The organism is Rudaea cellulosilytica DSM 22992, from assembly GCF_000378125.1.
GTDB classification, from domain to species: domain Bacteria; phylum Pseudomonadota; class Gammaproteobacteria; order Xanthomonadales; family Rhodanobacteraceae; genus Rudaea; species Rudaea cellulosilytica.
In genome coordinates this window covers 924,023-940,189 of sequence record NZ_KB899242.1, presented here as the reverse complement: position 1 = coordinate 940,189, position 16,167 = coordinate 924,023, and the positions used below count along the sequence as shown (strand labels likewise).

Here is a 16,167-nt window from a genome sequence, read left to right as displayed (position 1 = left end):
CGCTCGCGACGGTCAATCAGAGGTTCCAAAGGGCGCGGCGCAGGGCAGGTTTCGCTACAGGAGTTTGCGCATGGCAGGTTGGCAGAAGATTTCAGCTTCGATGTTGTTCGCGTTCGCCGCTGCCGTGTCGGCGGCACCGCCGCCTGCCGCTACTACTCCGGCGTCGCCGCCGGAAGCGAAGGTTGCCGACGCGTTGGCGGCCGATGAGGTGCGACTCTACGCGCTCGACTGCGGGCGCATCGACGAGAGCAGCTTCGGCGGCTATTCCGACACCGGCGAATACGAGGGCAAGCCGCGCACGATGAGTGCGCCGTGTTTCGTGATCCGCCATCCCAAGGGCGTGCTGATCTGGGACACGGGTCTGGGCGACAAGTATGCCGAGGTCAAAGGCGGCGTCGACGATTCCGGCACGCATCTGAGCGTGAGCGTGCGCCTCGTCGATCAGTTGAAGGCGATCGGCCTGACTCCGGCCGGTGTCGGCTACGTCGCGTTCTCCCACCTCCACGCCGATCACACCGGCAACGCCGACCTGTTCGGTCGCGCGACCTTCCTGATGAATTCGAAGGAGATTGCCTGGGCGAGCGCGACGCCGACGCCACTCGGCGTCGATCCGTCCACGTTCAGCGTCTACGAGTCGGCGAACAAGCAGATGATCGAGCGCGACTACGACGTGTTCGGCGACGGCCGCGTCCTGATCCTCAAGGCTCCTGGTCACACGCCCGGCCATCAAGTGTTGCTGCTGCGGCTGAAGAAGGCAGGCGCCGTGGTCCTGTCCGGCGACTTGTACCATGCGCGCGAGAGCCGCCAGTTCCGCCGCGTGCCGGCGTTCAACGACAGCCGCGCCGACACGCTGGCCTACATGGACCGCATCGAGACCATCGTCAAGAATCTGCACGCGCGTTTCGTCATCCAGCACGATATGGCCGACTTCGCTGCGTTGCCGAAGTTTCCGGCGTACCTGAATTGAGCGGCGCCATGGGTGCCGAAGAAAAATGCATACGCGTCTGGGATCTGCCGACGCGTTTGTTCCACTGGGCGCTGGTCGTGCTGATCGCGCTGCAGTTCGCCACGGCCGATTTCGGTTTTCTGTCGATGCAATGGCATTACCGCTTCGGCTGGGCGACGCTGGCGTTGATCGTGTTCCGCGTACTCTGGGGCTTCGTCGGGTCGCAGACCAGCCGTTTCGCCGATTTCGTGCGCGGCCCCAAGGCTGTGGTGCGCTATGTGCGCACGCACTGGCTTGGCGCTGCGGATGATGCGAATCCCACAAGTGGAAAAGTACATATCGGCCACAATCCGCTCGGCGGCTGGTCGGTCGTGGCGATGCTGTTATGCCTGCTCGCGCAGGCGATCAGCGGCCTGTTCACGAGTGATGGCATCGACGAGGACGGCCCGTTCGTCGCCTCGGTGTCGAGCGCGACGGTGAAACTCGCGACGAAACTACATCACCTCGGCGAAACCGTGCTGATCGCTCTGATCGCCCTGCACATCGGCGCCGTGCTGTTGCATAAGGCGCTCAAGCGCGACAATCTGATCCTGCCGATGATCACCGGCCACAAGCGCGCGGATGCGCCAGCGCCGATGCGCTTCGCCAACAACTGGCTGGCCTTGTTTTTGTTTGCTGTCGTTGCGCTCGCAGCCATTGCGCTGAGCCGCTACGGCGAATAGCGCGTCAAGCCGTCGGTGTTGAGCGGCCGGAAGGCCGCTCGAACGGCGACAATTAGTGCGGCACCAGCCGCACTAATCTTTCTTCTTGTACTTGTCGTGGCAGGCCTTGCACGCTTCAGCGACTTTCTTGAACTGTTCCTTGTCCTTGGCTTCGTCGTTCGCCTTGGCGACTTCGGCGAGCAGCTTGGCCTGCGTGTCGAGATCCTTGGCCTTGGACTGGAAGTCGTCCCAGTTCGCCCAGACATCGGGCTTGGCATCGGTCTTGCCCTTGTCGGAGCCCTTGGCGAACCCTTCGAGAATCTGGTCGCTCAGGTTGGCAATGCGACCCGCGTGCTTGGCGAATTCCGCGGCGTCGAACGGATGCTTGCCCTTGACCATCGCCGCGAGCGGGCCGAAGTTCCAGCCGATCACGGTCATCAGGCCCTGGCGGTAGTCGATCACGTCTTCCGGCTTTGCGCTGTCGTGGGCGAAGGCGATTGCGGAAACGGCGAGGACGGAAGTGGCGGCGAGAAAGCGGAACTTGGGCATGGCGGCCTCACGAGGGTTGCGGAACATCGGCCGAGTGTAGCAAACGCAACAACTTCGGAGCGCGCCACGGCCGCGCTATCATGACGGAGTGGGTCGGCAGGCGTGCCGACATCGATTTTATCCTGCACTGCTTCGAGGAGCCCTGCGATGAAAAACCTGCTTTCGCTTTGCCTGTTGTCCTGCCTCGCGGCAAACGCCGCACATGCCGCGATGGTGACAAAAAATCTCGACTACGACGTCGGCGGCAAGAAGATGCAGAGCGTACTCGTCTACGACGACGCGGTGAAGACGGCGCGGCCGGGCATCGTGATGACGCCGGACTGGCTTGGCATCAACGCCGACAATGTCGCGCTGGCCAAACAGATCGCGGGCCGCGACTACGTGATCCTGGTTGCCGATGTCTACGGGGTCGATTCGCGGCCGAAGAATCCGCAAGAAGCCGGCGCGGCGACCGAGAACATGTACGCGCACCGCGGCGACCTGCGCGCGCGCATCAACGCCGCGCTCGCCCAGCTCAAAGCGCAGGGCACCATGGCGCCGCTCGACGGTGCGCATTGGGGCGCGATCGGTTTTTGCTTTGGCGGCGCGACCACGCTCGACCTCGCGCGCAGCGGCGCCGACGTGCAGGGCGTCGTTTCGTTCCACGGCAATCTGGCTACCGACGATCCGACGTTAGCGAAGAACATCAAGGCGAAAGTGCTGGTGCTGCACGGTGCCGACGACAAGTTCGAGTCGCCCGAGCAGATCGCCGGTTTCCAGCAGGAGATGCGTGACGCCAACGTCGACTGGCAATTCCTCAGTTACGGCGGCGCGGTGCATTGCTTCGCGATTCCGAGCGCCGACGGCAAGATCCCGGGTTGCAAGTACGACGCACGTACGGCCAAGCGCGCGTTTGCGCAGATGAAGGAGTTCTTCGCGGAGGTTTTCGCAGCGAAGTAGGTCGGTTCGCCATCAGCACGGGATATCCGCACATGGCATCGAGGAAACCATGGTTCATGCGCTTTGCGACCGGCGCCGCACGTGCAACCGGCAAACCGGCCACCTTCGTGCTCGCCGTGGCCGTGGTAGTCGCATGGGCACTGACCGGTCCGCTGTTCGGTTTCAGCGATACCTGGCAATTGGTCATCAACACCAGCACCACGATCATCACGTTCCTGATGGTGTTCCTGATCCAGAGCACGCAGAACCGCGATTCGGAAGCGATGCATGTGAAGATGGACGAACTGATCCGCGCGCTGCAGGGCGCGCACAACGCACTGCTCGATCTCGAGGAACTCGACGACGACAAACTCGACGCTGTGCGCGAGCGCTATCGCAAGCTGGCAGAGAAGGCGCGCGTCGATATCGAAGCCGGCGGTCTCGATATCGGTTGCGACGATATCGACGGCGATTCGCAGCGAGAAATGGGTAAGGACGAGGGCGGTAGTGCGTAGCTGATCGTCTGCGCGTCATCGCAGGTGCTGTTCGCGCTCGTGGCGCAAGCTGCAGCTGATCGCGATGGTCGACGGCAGCGTGACTGCTATCTAAGGCGCACGCAGCAGGTCGATCGCGGTGACCTGACGAATCCAGCGTGCCGGACGTTTCTCGCCCGGCGCGACGACACGAAACGGACCATCCTTGGCGGCCAATGGCTTGCCCTCGCATTCGTGCGTGAGCAGCGGAACATCATCGCCGCGGAACATCGGGTCGAGTTCGGCGAGCGCATAGACGACCTGATAACCGTCGGCCGCGCGCACGCGCACATAGAGCGCGAGATCCTTGCCGCGCAGCTTCTCGCCGCCCGGTGCGCCGATCTGGGCGAGCACGTCGGCCAGGCTCGCGCCGCGGCAGTCGACCTTGTGCCCGTGCGCTTCGGCCTGGACGCGACGCTGCGGCAGCTTGTCGAGCGCGGCGAAATCCAATGCCAGCGTCTTGCCATTCTCGCCGGTGAGCGTGACGGTCGCCGCCGTCGCTTGAGCCGGAGCCGCCTGCGCTTGCGCTGCAATACAAGATGCGAGTGTGAATGCGAGCGAGGCGCACAGCGTGCCAAGGCGCGAACGGGTCATCGCAAGGCTCCGGATTCAGTGATCGCGCTGCAGCGCGTAGTCGGCGAGGGCCGAAAGTGCATCGCGCGCGGCCGACGGCGGCAGCGCGGCGAGGTCGGCTTGGGCCGCGTCGGCGTAGCGTTGCGCCATCGCGCGCGCGCGCTCGATCGCGCCCGTGTCGCGGATCGCGGCGATGATGTTGTCGAGCGAGTCGAGGCCGCCGGTTTCGATCGCGCGGCGCAGCGACGCCGCCTGTTCGGCCGGCGCGCGCTCGATCGCGTAGATCAGCGGCAGCGTGGCCTTGCCTTCGGCGAGGTCGTCGCCGATGTTCTTGCCGAGCGTGCCCGCGTCGCTGACGTAGTCGAGCACGTCGTCGGCGATCTGGAACGCGTAGCCGAGGTTCATGCCGTAGGCGTACAGCGCCTCCTCCTGCGCGGCCGGCACGCCGGCGAGCACGCCGCCGAGGCGCGTCGCGGCGGCGAACAGCACGGCGGTCTTGCGCTCGATCACCTGCAAGTAGGCGCGCTCGTCGGTGTCGGGGTTGTGGATATTGAGCAACTGCAGCACTTCGCCCTCGGCGATGCGGTTGGTCGTGTCGGCGAGGATGCGCATGACCGGCATCGAATCGAGCTCGACCATGAGTTGGAACGAGCGCGAATAGAGGAAGTCGCCGACGAGCACGCTGGCGGCGTTGCCCCAGAGCGCGTTCGCGGTCTTGCGCCCGCGGCGCAGGTCGGATTCGTCGACGACGTCATCGTGCAGCAGGGTCGAGGTGTGGATGAACTCGATCACCGCGGCGAGTTGCACATGGTCCTTGCCGGCGTAGCCCGCGGCCTGCGCGGCAAGCAGATGCAGCATCGGCCGCAGGCGCTTGCCGCCGCCGCCGATGATGTGCTCGGCGATCTGGTTGATCAGGATCACATCAGAGGCGAGCCGCGCGCGGATCAGCGCGTTGACCTGGGCCATCCCCGATGCGGCCAGCGCCTGGGCGTCGGCAAAGCGGGTGACGGCGGATTCAGTAGGCAGGACGCGGACGCTGGACATGTGCGGGGCGCAGGCAAAATTATGCGTGGATTGTAACAGGCTGTCCGCGCCGCTTCGCAGGCATTATTCTGCGCACATGCCGAAGCAATACGACATGGGCGGCCGTGCCACTCGCGGCCGGGCTGCCGGCGCCGCGCGCGGGCATTTCGCCGAGCTGCCGCCGAAGCAGAGCCTGCGTGAGCGCCTAGCGGCGCTGCGCAATGTGCCGCCGTACCTGCGCAGCATCTGGCAGACGAGCCGGCGGCTCAGCGTCGCCACGATCGCACTGCGGCTGCTGCGCGCGCTGCTCCCCGTCGTCACCCTGTATGTCGGCAAGCTGATCGTCGACGAGGTCGCCCGCTTCGTGCAGGCGGGCGGGCATGCGGATTTGTCCGCGAGCTTCGCGAATGGCGAGCTGCACCGCCTGTGGTGGCTGCTCGGGCTCGAATTCGCCCTTGCGGTGATCGCCGACATCCTCGGCCGCATCGTTTCGCTGGTCGATTCGCTGCTCGGCGAGCTATATACGAACGCGACCAGCGTGCGCCTGATGGAACATGCGGCCTCGCTCGACCTCGAGGATTTCGAGGATGCGGACCTGCAGGATCGCCTCGACCGCGCACGCCGCCAGGTCGCGATGCGCAACGCGCTGATGTCGCAACTGCTCGGCCAAGCGCAGGACGTGGTCACGATCGTCAGCTTCGCGATCGGCCTGCTCGTATACACGCCGTGGCTGATCCTGTTGCTGTTCGTCGCGCTCGTGCCGGTATTCGTCAGCGAACTGCATTTCAACGCCGAAAGCTATGCGGTCAATTACCAGTGGACGCCGGAGCGGCGCGAACTCGACTACCTGCGCATGGTCGGCGCGAGCGCGACGATGGCGAAGGAGGTCAAGAGTTTCGGCCTGTCCGCGTTTCTCGTCGAACGCTACAAGACCTTGTCGCAGGCGATCTACCGCGCAAACCGATCGATCGCGCTGCGCCGCGCGGGATGGGGCGGGGTGTTCACGACGGTCGGCACGGTCGGCTACTACTCGGCTTATGCGCTGATCGCCTGGCGCACGGTCAACGGCACGTTCACGATCGGCGATCTGACTTTCCTCTCGGCCTCGTTCCGTCGCCTGCGCGGCCTGCTCGAAGGCCTGCTCTACGGATTTTCCAACGTCGCCGGGCAGGCGCTATATCTCGACGACCTGTTTTCGTTCTTCGAGATCGAGCCCGAGATCGTCTCGCCCGAAAATCCGCTGCCGTTTCCGCATCCGATTCGCGAAGGCTTCGTTTTCGAGAACGTCGGTTTCCGTTATCCGGGTGCGGAGCGCTGGGCCGTGCGCAATCTCGATTTCGCATTGGGCGCCGGGGAGGTCATCGCGCTCGTCGGCGAGAACGGCGCGGGCAAGACGACGATCGTGAAACTGCTCGCGCGCCTGTACGAGCCCGACGAAGGCCGCATCCTGCTCGATGGCCGCGATCTGCGCGAATACGCGCTCGAAGATCTGCGCGCGAACATCGGCGTGATCTTCCAGGACTTCGTGCGCTACTACTTCACCGCGTCCGACAACATCGCTGTCGGCCGCATCGAAGGCCGCGGCGACGCCGGGCGCATCGCTGCCGCCGCGCAGAGCGGCCTCGCCGACGGCGTGATCGCAAAGCTGCCCAAGGGTTACGCGCAGATGCTCGGCAAGCTGTTCCGCGACGGCGTGGAACTGTCCGGCGGCGAGTGGCAGAAGATCGCGATCGCGCGCGCCTACATGCGCGATGCGCAGCTGCTGATCCTCGACGAGCCGACCGCGGCGCTCGACGCGCGTTCGGAGTTCGCTGTGTTCCAGCGCTTCAAGGACCTGGCCGAACGCAAGAGCGCGGTGATCATCTCGCACCGCTTCTCGACCGTGCGTATGGCCGACCGCATCGTCGTGCTCGAGCACGGGCGCATCATCGAGGCGGGGACGCACGAGGAATTGCTCGCGCGGCAGGGCCATTACGCAGAACTGTTCGAGTTGCAGGCGGCGGGTATCGTTGAGCATGCTTCTCGAGCTCACAGCATGACCGCGCCTCTGGCCTTCTCCGAGGAAGTGCGCCGCGCGCGCGCCGACGCGCGGCCGCTGGTCGCGCTCGAGTCGACCATCATCACGCATGGCATGCCGTATCCGCAGAACGTCGAGACGGCGCGCCGCGTCGAGGCGCAGGTACGCGCCGCGGGCGCAGTGCCGGCGACGATCGCGGTGATGGCCGGGCACATCCGCATCGGTCTGTCCGACGACGAACTCGAAACGCTGGGCCGCGCACGCGAGGTGATGAAGCTGTCGCGCGCCGATCTCGCGGTTTGCCTCGCCAGCGGCCGCACCGGCGCGACCACGGTCGCCGCGACGATGATCGCGGCCGCGCTCGCCGGCATCGACGTGTTCGCTACGGGTGGCATCGGCGGCGTGCATCGCGGCGCGGAATCGTCGTTCGACATTTCCGCCGACCTGCACGAACTCGCGCAGACCCGCGTCACCGTGGTCAGCGCCGGCGCCAAGGCCATCCTCGACCTGGCGAAGACATTGGAAGTGCTGGAAACGCTCGGCGTGCCCGTGATAGCGGTCGGGCAGCAGGAATTCCCGGCGTTCTGGTCACGCTCGTCGGGACTGGCTGCGCCGCTGCGGATGGACGGCGCGGGTGAGATCGCCGCCGCGCACCTCATGCGCGCGCGCCTGCGCCTGCCCGGCGGCCAACTCGTCGCCAATCCGATTCCGCACGAGGCCGAGATTCCGCGCGAGCTGATCGTGCCGGCGATCGAGGAAGCGCTGGCCGATGCCGCGCGTCAGGGCATCGCGGCCAAGGCAGTGACGCCGTTCCTGCTGCAGCGCCTGTTCGAGCTGACCCAGGGGCGTTCGCTTGGGGCGAACATCGCGCTGGTGCTCGACAACGCGCGCCTGGCTGCGCAGATCGCTGCCGAGATCGTGCGCCAGCGGCAGGCCGAGGCCTAGCCGTTTGGCGCATCCCCGAACCTGACTTTTGGCGCTATGCGCGTGGCTGGTTCACGTTTAGTATCGCGTGTCATTTCTGCACGAGGCCCCGTGATGAGTCCGATCCGCTCCGCTTGCCTGGCCGCGCTTCCGTTTCTTTTCGGCAGCGTTTCGACGCAGGCCGACACGCCGCCGCTGTCCCCCGACATTCCGAAAAGCTTCACGATGCCGACGCAGAGCTACGACTACGTCAAGCGCGTGGCGATGATTCCGATGCGCGACGGGACCAAGCTGTACACGGTCATCATGATTCCGAAGGGTGCGCACAACGCGCCGATGATCCTCACACGCACGCCGTACAACGCAGCCAAGCGCGCCGAGCGCGAGGTCAGTGGCGGCATGCTCGCATCGCTGCCGCAGGGCGACGAGGTATTCGTGCAGGGCGGTCAGTACATCCGCGTGTTCCAGGACGTGCGCGGCAAGCACGGCTCCGAGGGTGACTACGTGATGACGCGGCCGCTGATCGGGCCGCTCAACAACAGCAAGGTCGATCATTCCACCGATGCTTACGACACGATCGACTGGCTGGTGAAGAACGTCAAGGAGTCGAACGGCAAGGTCGGCATGCTCGGCTCGTCATACGAAGGCTTCACCGTCGTCATGGCGCTGGTCAATCCGCATCCGGCGCTCAAGGTGGCCGCACCGGAAAGCCCGATGGTCGACGGTTGGATGGGCGACGACTGGTTCCACTACGGCGCATTCCGACAGACCAATTTTGACTACATTTCAGGGCAAACCACGGCGCGCGGTGACGGCAAGAAGATCGTCCGCGCCGGCTTCGACGACTACGACAATTTCCTGCGCGCCGGCTCGGCGGGCGATTTCGCGCGTGCGGCGGGGCTCGACCAGCTCGGCTTCTGGCGCAAGATCAGCGAGCATCCGGCCTATGACGGATTCTGGAGCGGGCAGGCGCTGGACAAGGTGATGGCGAGCACGCCGCTCAAGGTGCCGACGATGTGGCTGCAGGGCCTGTGGGACCAGGAGGACATGTGGGGCGCAATCCACAGCTATCCGGCGATGGAAGCGAAGGACGAGCACAACGACAAGAATTTCCTCGTCATGGGTCCGTGGCGGCACAGCCAGGTCAACTACGACGGCACTTCGCTAGGCTCCCTGCAATGGGACGGCGATACGTCACTGCAGTTCCGCCGCGATGTGCTCAAGCCGTTCTTCGACCAGTATCTTCTCGACGGCGCAGCGAAGGTCGACACGCCGCCAGTATACATTTACAACACCGGCGAAAATCACTGGGACCGCTACGCTTCGTGGCCGTTGAGCTGTGCGGAGGGCTGCAACGCGAAATCCAAGCCGCTTTACCTCGCCGCGAAGCAAGGCTTGTCGTTCGACGCTCCGACGACGGATGCGAATGCCTATGACGAATACGTCTCCGACCCGGCCAAGCCCGTGCCTTACCAGCCGCGCCCGGTGCACTTTGCCGACCACGACGCATGGACGCGCTGGCTCGTCGTCGACCAACGCTTCGTCGACGGCCGGCCCGACGTACTGACCTGGGTCAGCGAGCCGCTCAAGCAGCCGCTGCACATCGGCGGTGCGCCGCAAGTCCATCTTGTCGCCTCGACCAGCGGCACCGACAGCGACTGGGTCGTGAAGCTGATCGACGTCTATCCCGAAACGGTGCCGTCGCGCGCCGAAATGGGCGGCTACGAACTCGGCGTTTCGATGGACATCTTCCGCGGCCGCTACCGCACGAGCTTCGAAAAGCCCGAAGCGATCGCCGCGAACCAGCCGCTGGTATACAAGTTCGGCCTGCCGACCGCGAACCATGTGTTCGAGCCGGGCCATCGCATCATGGTGCAGGTGCAGTCGAGCTGGTTTCCGCTCTACGACCGCAACCCACAGAGCTTCGTGCCGAACATGTTCTTCGCCAAGCCGGGCGACTACGTCAAGGCGACGCAGCGCGTCTATCGTGGCGGCGCGAATGCGAGCTACATCGAACTACCGATCGTGCCGGCGAATTGACATGGCTGAGAGAGAGGCTCGATTCGTGGCGCCCCTCTCTTGAATACTGTGTGGTGATGCGATGCGTGCCGACCAGCGAAGCTGGCGCTGGCAAGTGTCGCGGTGGCGGCACTCAGCGGCGCACTGCCAAGCGTGCCAGCATCGTCGAAGACCGTGACGCTGCCGCTGGGGCCGCGGCGATCGCGCTGCCGCGCTTTTCCGGTCCGAGCGGTCGTTGCGTCATCGCAACGATGGAGTCGTGCGATCAGTGCACGATCGGGCCGCGGTCTACGACATCGGTGCCGTCGAGCCGGAACACGTCCGGGCTGCGCAGGCAGGCGTCGATGTGGTAGTTGGGCGGGATCGAACGCAGCGCGGGCGAGAGTTTGCCGAGCGAGGTGCCGATTGCATCGAACTTGAACATGCGGTCTTGCAATAACGTATCCAGAATGTCCTTGCCGGTGAAGAATTGCGAACCGATTTCGACCGCCGCCTTGATGAAATCGGCGGTCACGTTGTGCGATTCGAGCTTGGCGTTGAAGATGCGGATATTGGAGGGCCCGAGTCCGAGCGCGCCGCCCGGCGTCGTCGGAATGCGAACGCCGGTGGTCACTTCAAAGTCGGCGCGCACAATGAATTTCGGATCGGAGTCGCCGAACACGCCGTTCTTGGCGGTTACTGGCGTCATTAGGTAGGCCTGGAACGAATTGCCGGGCAGCAAGAGGCGCAGCGTGATGCTGTCCTGGCACGCCGTCGCGACTTCCGCGCGGAAACTGCAGGCAGCACTGAAATTGACATGCGTGCCGGTCGTGCGCATACCGACGTCATTTCTGTGCAGCTTGGTCGCGATAAGTGCGTTGATGCGTGCAATCGCCTGGCCTTGCACCCATGCATTGAGTTCGCCCAGATGCGCATTCCACTGACTGCAGACCGCATTCTCGCTGAGAAACAGCGGGTCCCCGGCGAGCACGCGGCCTTTGACCGAGACTTCCATGCCGTTGACGAGCAGAGTGCCGAACGTTTTCGGCGGCGCCTGGGCCGTGATCGCCGCGCCCGCTTTGACGATTCGCGCGCCGGATTTTTGCGACCACTGAATGTAGCCGTGTTCGAAATTGCTGCGGCGGAATGCGCCGTCCTGGAATTCGTCGCTGGTCGGATAGCCGAGTTCGCCGCGTTCCCAACCGCTTTTCGCCCACGCGTCGCGAATCAGACCCTGGATTTCATGTGCGCCGGTCTCCGGCGTCCAATAGATCGACACCTCCGGTTTGCCAGACAATTGCATGACACGGAAGTGGTTGAAGCGGCCACGCCTGTCCGGGGTCGTGCTTTCGTCGGTGATCGGATAACCGAATTGCGCATTGCCCAATTGATGGAACTTGGCGCCGATCAGGCCCCACACCGCAAAAGCTTGTCCGATTTGCGGGTGCCAGTAAATGGATCCCCCCTTGAAGTCGTGAAAACGGCCGCCGTTCGGCGCATTCGCTTCGTCGCCGATCGGCAAACCCAACGCGCTGTTGTGTCCGCCGAGAGCGGCGTATTTCTCGCCGATTTTTCCGTAGGGCTCTGCCGCCTGTGCGCTACCGCACAGCGCAATGCCGAGGATACCCAGCAGGTACGAATTGAATCGCTTCATGGCTTGTCTCCCCGAACAGAATTTCGACATGACTAGTAGCGCGTGCTACAACCGTCCGCAGATCAAACCGATCGCATTGACGTCCTTGCCGTAGCGCACGTTGAAGCCCAGCGGAACTTCATCCGCCGGACAGTTCTGCAAAGTGAAAGGGTCGGAGGGACAATTGCCGACGCCGATTCCCGGGCAGCGCGCCAGATAGGCCGCGTTGCCGAACGACATGCTCATCGTTTCCCCCGTCGCCCGCGAACGACACTCAAAATTGATCGCGGCGACTTGCCTTTCTCGCGTCGTCATGTTCAGCGCGGCATGATTGGTCATGTCCCAGTTGCGTGGGCAGAAACCATCTTTTGCGCCTCCGCCCGCGCCGCCGTAGCGCGCGCCCATCGCGACCGGCTGCGCACCCGGGCGCGCGCAGACCATCTGGATTTGGTCGATCCATAGCCCCGTGCGACCCGAGAAGCCGACGAGCTTCTGCCCCGACGGACATTGCGCTTTTGCCGAGGCGTTGCCCGAACCGCCGACCACGGTGAGCTCATGCCGCGCCTGGCTTGGCGTCGTCAGCAACATCATCGCTGCCGCTGTCGCGAGCGATGCGGCGTACCGTATGAGCTTTGTCGTCATTGTTCGTCTCCTGGCGGATTGGCGTCTTGCTGCTTGTCTCCGGACCACGATGCGTCGTCGACGGTCACGTCCAGATGATGGGGACTTTTCGACAGATCGAGCAGGAACACGATCGATGCGTCGCTGCCGCTGTGCTGGATGGTGTGCATCGCGCGCGTCAGCCGAGTCGTGAACTCGGGCAGTCGCGGATAACTGCTCGTCACGCGGATGGTGTTCGGTGCCGTCCTCTCGACCGTGATCGTTACGCCGGATTGCGAAGCGCCGCGCGAATCGGAAATGACGTCGCCGAAGTAGGTGCCTGCCGCACTGTCGGCGAGATCGGGGCGCCGCTTCACCTCCGATTTTTGCGGCTCGGCGGCGCTTGCATTCAGGGCGAAACCGATCAGCGCGAAGGCGACTGTGACGGCGCGACGCATGAACATTCTTCTGGGAACTTGGGCCAACGAATCCATGAGCACACTCCTACAATGTCAAAAGCAGGTTCATATAGAATTTCGCGGCCTGGCCGCCGGGCGAGGCATTCATTCGTTGTGCCAACTTTTGAAATGCTTCCCTGGCCGTGTCGTCGATGAATTTTTCGATCGTCGAAGTGATCGTCGCGGAGGCGGCCAGGCGCCAACTGAGAGTCCCCTGGGCGACCGAGTCCCAGTTCCTGGCAATCCGCGGATCGTTCTTGGCCTGACTCCAGTTGTGGTCGCGATTGCGCCCGAACACCGTTTCGGTGCCGTCCACGCGATGGCCTTTGATGCCGAAGCCGAACGATTGCCCCGATGGTGTGGCCACGACCGCCGCCAGGCTGTATCGGATGTTCACAGCGCCGGCGTTATGCACGTGTCCGGAGAACACGTAGTCGCCGTTCGGCTTCATCACGATGTCCACCCAGCCGCTGATCGGCGCCCATCCGTCCGTGCTGAGCCCGGACCGCAGGTGTAGGTCCGCGGCCACGTTTCGAGAAGGCTCGGCGCCGTGGGGAAGCACGAACGCATAGCCTTGCGCTTGATGGCCGCCACCCGCCGGGCAACTGCCCTTGCCCGGAAAGCCGTCGTAGAACATGGCTTTGCATTTCTGACAGTAACGCCAGTTGCCCTGGTTGCCGCCATCCGCATTGATGTCGTGCGGCAATCGGAACACGAATCCCTGGGCATGATGACCACCGCCGGCCGGACAGCGTCCCTTGTCGGCGAAGCCGTCGAAAAACATCGCGTAGCACTTGTCGCAGAAACGCCAGCTGACTTGTGCCGTCGGTGTCTCGGCGAGAGTGCCGTAGGGGAGAACGAAATCGTATCCCTGTGCCTGATGGCCACCGCCGGCCGAACAACGTCCCTTGTTCGTTGTTCCGTTCCAGAACATCGAGCTGCATTTGCCGCAATAGCGCCAATCTCCCTGGACCGTGGGGCCGGCCAGGGCTTTTTCCGGAAACAAAGAAATCAACAATGGCGCGGCGATCAAAGGAACGCTCTCAAGCAAAAACTCTCGTCTGTTGGTCTTTGACATTTCGCTCAGCCTCGTGCGAATCCGCGGGTCAGTTGCAACGGGTCGTGGCTGCATTGCTCCACAGCGTCCCGGTCGCCTTGTCGGCAGGATTGGGGCGTCCGTCATTGGCGGTGAAGAACAACTCGTCGCCCTGAATTTTGCAGAAGCCGGCCAACGTCACATCGAGCGTGCCCGATGGCGTCGACGTGATTCGCCGGCCGCCGATCGTCTCGACGAAGACCTGGTTGAGCTGGCGGTTGGTCACCCGGATCGTGACCGGCGCGTTGGGCAGGAAGCCGTGTCCGGTGATGCGATCGGTGCCGTTCGCGCCGCCCTGCAGCGAGATGACCGGTTGTTGCTGTCCGGGTTTCGGGGGCGAAGCTATCGGCTTGGCATTGGCCATCAGCGTCGTCGCGCAAGCCCAGTTCGACGTCACCGCCGAGATGCAACCCTGCGTACCGCCGCGGGTTCGTGCACGCAGCGCGAAGCAATAGGCCGAGTTTGGCGACAGGTTGTCAAATACGTGCGACGACACCATGCCGTAATTGACTTGGTACGGTCCGGTTCCGGTGAGGTCCTTGCCGATGTTTTGCTTTTGGCCGTTGCGGAAATACATGTCGAAATACATGTTGCCGGTGGGATCGCTGCTGGTCGAACCTGAGCGGTTCATCCCCTTGAAGGTCGTATTGCGCCAGCTGACCTCGACCGAGTGCGGCGACGTCGCGACCATGGTGACGTTGTTGGGTGTCCCGGGCCGATCGCCGCAACCCGCATGGGCGGACCCGACCGCGGCGAGCGTCAGCGCGGCGAAGGCAGTGCTCCGCACCCACAGGCGCCCGCAGACAGGTATTGCACGAATTGCATGACACATTTGAACCTCCTCGTTTTTCAAGATGGCAAGAAAAAGTGCGTACCTGCACGCGCCGTCAGGTCGGCTGATCGTTCTGCGAGATCTCTTTGCGCAAGCGATCGATCTTGTTGCGTGGGCGAGAAGCGTCGGTCGCCTGAGTCTGCGCAGCGGACGACGCCCGTTGGCCGGTCCAGGCGATCGCCGTGCCATCGGCCAGTTGGCCCGCGCCGGTGAAGCTATTGCCGTCGGGCGCCAGCGTCAGCATCACGTCGCCCTTCTGGCCTGACATGGAGACGGTCAGGTGAAGGTAGATTTTGTTCATGACGGAGCCGTTCACGATCTTCAACACTGCTGGCATCGCCGTGCCCGTGATGTTGTTCTGCCCTCCGCCTGTGATTTCGTGAAGCAGCTTCTTTCCCAACGAGCTTTTGCCTTGACGGAAGTTGATCGCAAACGTCGTGCCATCGCTCGCACTTACGCTCCAATTGCCATGGAATGAATCGGACGACAGCGAGCGCACCGGCGGCGATTGAGCCGGCTGCGGAGGCGGGTAAGCCTGCTGGGTTTGCGGAGGCGACATGTCGTCAGTCGACTCAGTCTGCTGAGCCTGCTGGGGCGCTGTGTCGTCGTCGGTGGACTCAGACTGTTGCGCTGGCGCGTGCGCCTGTCGAGTCCGCTTGGGCGACGTCTGCTGAGTCTGTTGGGCCGACATGTCGTCGTCGCTCGACTCAGACTGCTGAGCCGAGGCGTGGCTTCGCCGAGTTTGCTGGGGTGGTGTGTCGTTCTGCTCAGTCTGCTGCGCCGACATGTCTTCGTCGGTCGACGCAGTCTGTTGGGGCGCGGCGTAGGTTCGCCGACTCTGGGACGGTGCATAGATCTGTTGGGTCTGCGGCGGCGCTGCGCTGATGGTGCCGGACGACACCTGCCGGCCGATCCAGGTGATCGCCGTGCCGTCGGCTAACTGGCCGCTGCCGGTGAAGCTCCTGCCATTGGGCGCTAGGTTCAACACCACGTCGCCTTTCTGGCCCGATACCGAGACGGTCAGGTGAAGGGAGGTTTTGTTCGCGGCATGACCGTTCACGATCTTGAGCGTCTGCGGCGTCACCGTGCCCGTGACGGTATTGCGCAATCCACCCATGAGTTGGTGGAACTTGATGGCGATCGTCGTGCCGTCACCCGTGGTGACGTTCCAATCGCCATGGAACGGACCAGGCAACTGGGTGTGCTGCTGGGAGGTGTTCGGATCCTGATCGCAGGTGTCCGTATTGGCAGGCGTGCCTGGGCTATTGGCCGCCGCCGAGCGAACGCCGCCGCCGATTGCGACAGCTAAACCGAGCGCTATACCGAGCCCCGCTTTCAACATGTCAGTTCTGGACATTTGCATCAG

General features: G+C 63.8%; 15 protein-coding genes. 6 read left to right on the top strand and 9 right to left on the bottom strand.

What is annotated here, in order from left to right:
* Positions 1 to 70: 70 nt before the first annotated feature.
* Together F455_RS20990 and F455_RS0113885 are read left to right on the top strand one after the other, a co-directional pair.
* Positions 71 to 967: an N-acyl homoserine lactonase family protein gene (locus F455_RS20990; RefSeq protein WP_033410159.1), complete on the top strand. Its 897-nt coding sequence runs from the start codon at positions 71 to 73 to the stop codon at positions 965 to 967.
* An 8-nt stretch (positions 968 to 975) separates the two neighbouring features.
* A complete protein-coding gene (locus F455_RS0113885; RefSeq protein ID WP_018973910.1) occupies positions 976 to 1,668 on the top strand; it encodes a cytochrome b/b6 domain-containing protein in 693 nt (230 codons plus the stop codon).
* Positions 1,669 to 1,740: 72 nt separating this feature from the next.
* On the opposite strand, the gene F455_RS0113880 is transcribed toward F455_RS0113885, so the two are convergent.
* On the bottom strand, positions 1,741 to 2,223 hold the full coding sequence (locus tag F455_RS0113880) for a c-type cytochrome (protein ID WP_245539991.1): 483 nt from the start codon (positions 2,221 to 2,223) through the stop codon (positions 1,741 to 1,743).
* A gap of 120 nt (positions 2,224 to 2,343) precedes the next feature.
* On the opposite strand from F455_RS0113880, the gene F455_RS0113875 reads away from it, so the two are divergent.
* Both F455_RS0113875 and F455_RS0113870 read left to right on the top strand, forming a co-directional pair.
* On the top strand, positions 2,344 to 3,135 hold the full coding sequence (locus F455_RS0113875) for a dienelactone hydrolase family protein (RefSeq protein ID WP_018973908.1): 792 nt from the start codon (positions 2,344 to 2,346) through the stop codon (positions 3,133 to 3,135).
* 32 nt (positions 3,136 to 3,167) lie between these two features.
* Positions 3,168 to 3,629, top strand: coding sequence for a low affinity iron permease family protein (locus tag F455_RS0113870; protein ID WP_157578824.1), 462 nt, complete (start codon positions 3,168 to 3,170; stop codon positions 3,627 to 3,629).
* A 90-nt stretch (positions 3,630 to 3,719) separates the two neighbouring features.
* Here the strand turns inward: F455_RS0113870 and F455_RS0113865 are convergent, their stop codons facing one another.
* Together F455_RS0113865 and F455_RS0113860 are read right to left on the bottom strand one after the other, a co-directional pair.
* Complete coding sequence (locus F455_RS0113865; protein ID WP_018973906.1) at positions 3,720 to 4,241, bottom strand: molybdopterin-dependent oxidoreductase; 522 nt, start codon at positions 4,239 to 4,241, stop codon at positions 3,720 to 3,722.
* A 15-nt stretch (positions 4,242 to 4,256) separates the two neighbouring features.
* Complete coding sequence (locus F455_RS0113860; protein ID WP_026293371.1) at positions 4,257 to 5,264, bottom strand: polyprenyl synthetase family protein; 1,008 nt, start codon at positions 5,262 to 5,264, stop codon at positions 4,257 to 4,259.
* Positions 5,265 to 5,340: 76 nt separating this feature from the next.
* Between F455_RS0113860 and F455_RS23650 the strand changes: the two genes are divergently transcribed.
* Positions 5,341 to 8,205, top strand: coding sequence for a pseudouridine-5'-phosphate glycosidase (locus tag F455_RS23650; RefSeq protein ID WP_018973904.1), 2,865 nt, complete (start codon positions 5,341 to 5,343; stop codon positions 8,203 to 8,205).
* Positions 8,206 to 8,298: 93 nt separating this feature from the next.
* A complete protein-coding gene (locus tag F455_RS0113850) occupies positions 8,299 to 10,224 on the top strand; it encodes a CocE/NonD family hydrolase (RefSeq protein ID WP_018973903.1) in 1,926 nt (641 codons plus the stop codon).
* 244 nt (positions 10,225 to 10,468) lie between these two features.
* Here the strand turns inward: F455_RS0113850 and F455_RS22155 are convergent, their stop codons facing one another.
* From F455_RS22155 to F455_RS0113820, 6 genes are read right to left on the bottom strand one after another with little or no spacing between them, the layout of a single operon-like run.
* On the bottom strand, positions 10,469 to 11,836 hold the full coding sequence (locus F455_RS22155; RefSeq protein ID WP_018973902.1) for an LGFP repeat-containing protein: 1,368 nt from the start codon (positions 11,834 to 11,836) through the stop codon (positions 10,469 to 10,471).
* 45 nt (positions 11,837 to 11,881) lie between these two features.
* A complete protein-coding gene (locus F455_RS0113840; RefSeq protein WP_020684087.1) occupies positions 11,882 to 12,457 on the bottom strand; it encodes a jacalin family lectin in 576 nt (191 codons plus the stop codon).
* Positions 12,454 to 12,873: a hypothetical protein gene (locus tag F455_RS0113835; protein ID WP_157578822.1), complete on the bottom strand. Its 420-nt coding sequence runs from the start codon at positions 12,871 to 12,873 to the stop codon at positions 12,454 to 12,456. Before F455_RS0113835 ends, F455_RS0113840 begins: the two co-directional genes overlap by 4 nt.
* Before the next feature lie 46 nt (positions 12,874 to 12,919).
* The gene (locus tag F455_RS23005; protein ID WP_157578820.1) at positions 12,920 to 13,951 is read right to left on the bottom strand and encodes a hypothetical protein; all 1,032 of its coding nucleotides are present in this window, start codon (positions 13,949 to 13,951) and stop codon (positions 12,920 to 12,922) included.
* Between the two features lie 28 nt (positions 13,952 to 13,979).
* Positions 13,980 to 14,822, bottom strand: a complete 843-nt coding sequence (locus F455_RS0113825; RefSeq protein ID WP_157578818.1) for a fibronectin type III domain-containing protein — start codon at positions 14,820 to 14,822, stop codon at positions 13,980 to 13,982.
* Between the two features lie 34 nt (positions 14,823 to 14,856).
* Entirely contained in the window at positions 14,857 to 16,158 is a 1,302-nt protein-coding gene (locus F455_RS0113820) for a hypothetical protein (protein ID WP_211212324.1), read from the bottom strand.
* Between the last annotated feature and the right edge of the window lie 9 nt (positions 16,159 to 16,167).

What these genes read in the sequence shown, in the direction of transcription:
- F455_RS20990 (WP_033410159.1), top strand. Translation starts at nt 71, where the DNA reads ATGGCAGGTTGGCAGAAGATTTCAGCTTCGATGTTGTTCGCGTTCGCC.
- F455_RS0113885 (WP_018973910.1), top strand. Translation starts at nt 976, where the DNA reads ATGGGTGCCGAAGAAAAATGCATACGCGTCTGGGATCTGCCGACGCGT.
- F455_RS0113880 (WP_245539991.1), bottom strand. Translation starts at nt 2,223, where the DNA reads ATGTTCCGCAACCCTCGTGAGGCCGCCATGCCCAAGTTCCGCTTTCTC.
- F455_RS0113875 (WP_018973908.1), top strand. Translation starts at nt 2,344, where the DNA reads ATGAAAAACCTGCTTTCGCTTTGCCTGTTGTCCTGCCTCGCGGCAAAC.
- F455_RS0113870 (WP_157578824.1), top strand. Translation starts at nt 3,168, where the DNA reads ATGGCATCGAGGAAACCATGGTTCATGCGCTTTGCGACCGGCGCCGCA.
- F455_RS0113865 (WP_018973906.1), bottom strand. Translation starts at nt 4,241, where the DNA reads ATGACCCGTTCGCGCCTTGGCACGCTGTGCGCCTCGCTCGCATTCACA.
- F455_RS0113860 (WP_026293371.1), bottom strand. Translation starts at nt 5,264, where the DNA reads ATGTCCAGCGTCCGCGTCCTGCCTACTGAATCCGCCGTCACCCGCTTT.
- F455_RS23650 (WP_018973904.1), top strand. Translation starts at nt 5,341, where the DNA reads ATGCCGAAGCAATACGACATGGGCGGCCGTGCCACTCGCGGCCGGGCT.
- F455_RS0113850 (WP_018973903.1), top strand. Translation starts at nt 8,299, where the DNA reads ATGAGTCCGATCCGCTCCGCTTGCCTGGCCGCGCTTCCGTTTCTTTTC.
- F455_RS22155 (WP_018973902.1), bottom strand. Translation starts at nt 11,836, where the DNA reads ATGAAGCGATTCAATTCGTACCTGCTGGGTATCCTCGGCATTGCGCTG.
- F455_RS0113840 (WP_020684087.1), bottom strand. Translation starts at nt 12,457, where the DNA reads ATGACGACAAAGCTCATACGGTACGCCGCATCGCTCGCGACAGCGGCA.
- F455_RS0113835 (WP_157578822.1), bottom strand. Translation starts at nt 12,873, where the DNA reads ATGCGTCGCGCCGTCACAGTCGCCTTCGCGCTGATCGGTTTCGCCCTG.
- F455_RS23005 (WP_157578820.1), bottom strand. Translation starts at nt 13,951, where the DNA reads ATGTCAAAGACCAACAGACGAGAGTTTTTGCTTGAGAGCGTTCCTTTG.
- F455_RS0113820 (WP_211212324.1), bottom strand. Translation starts at nt 16,158, where the DNA reads ATGTCCAGAACTGACATGTTGAAAGCGGGGCTCGGTATAGCGCTCGGT.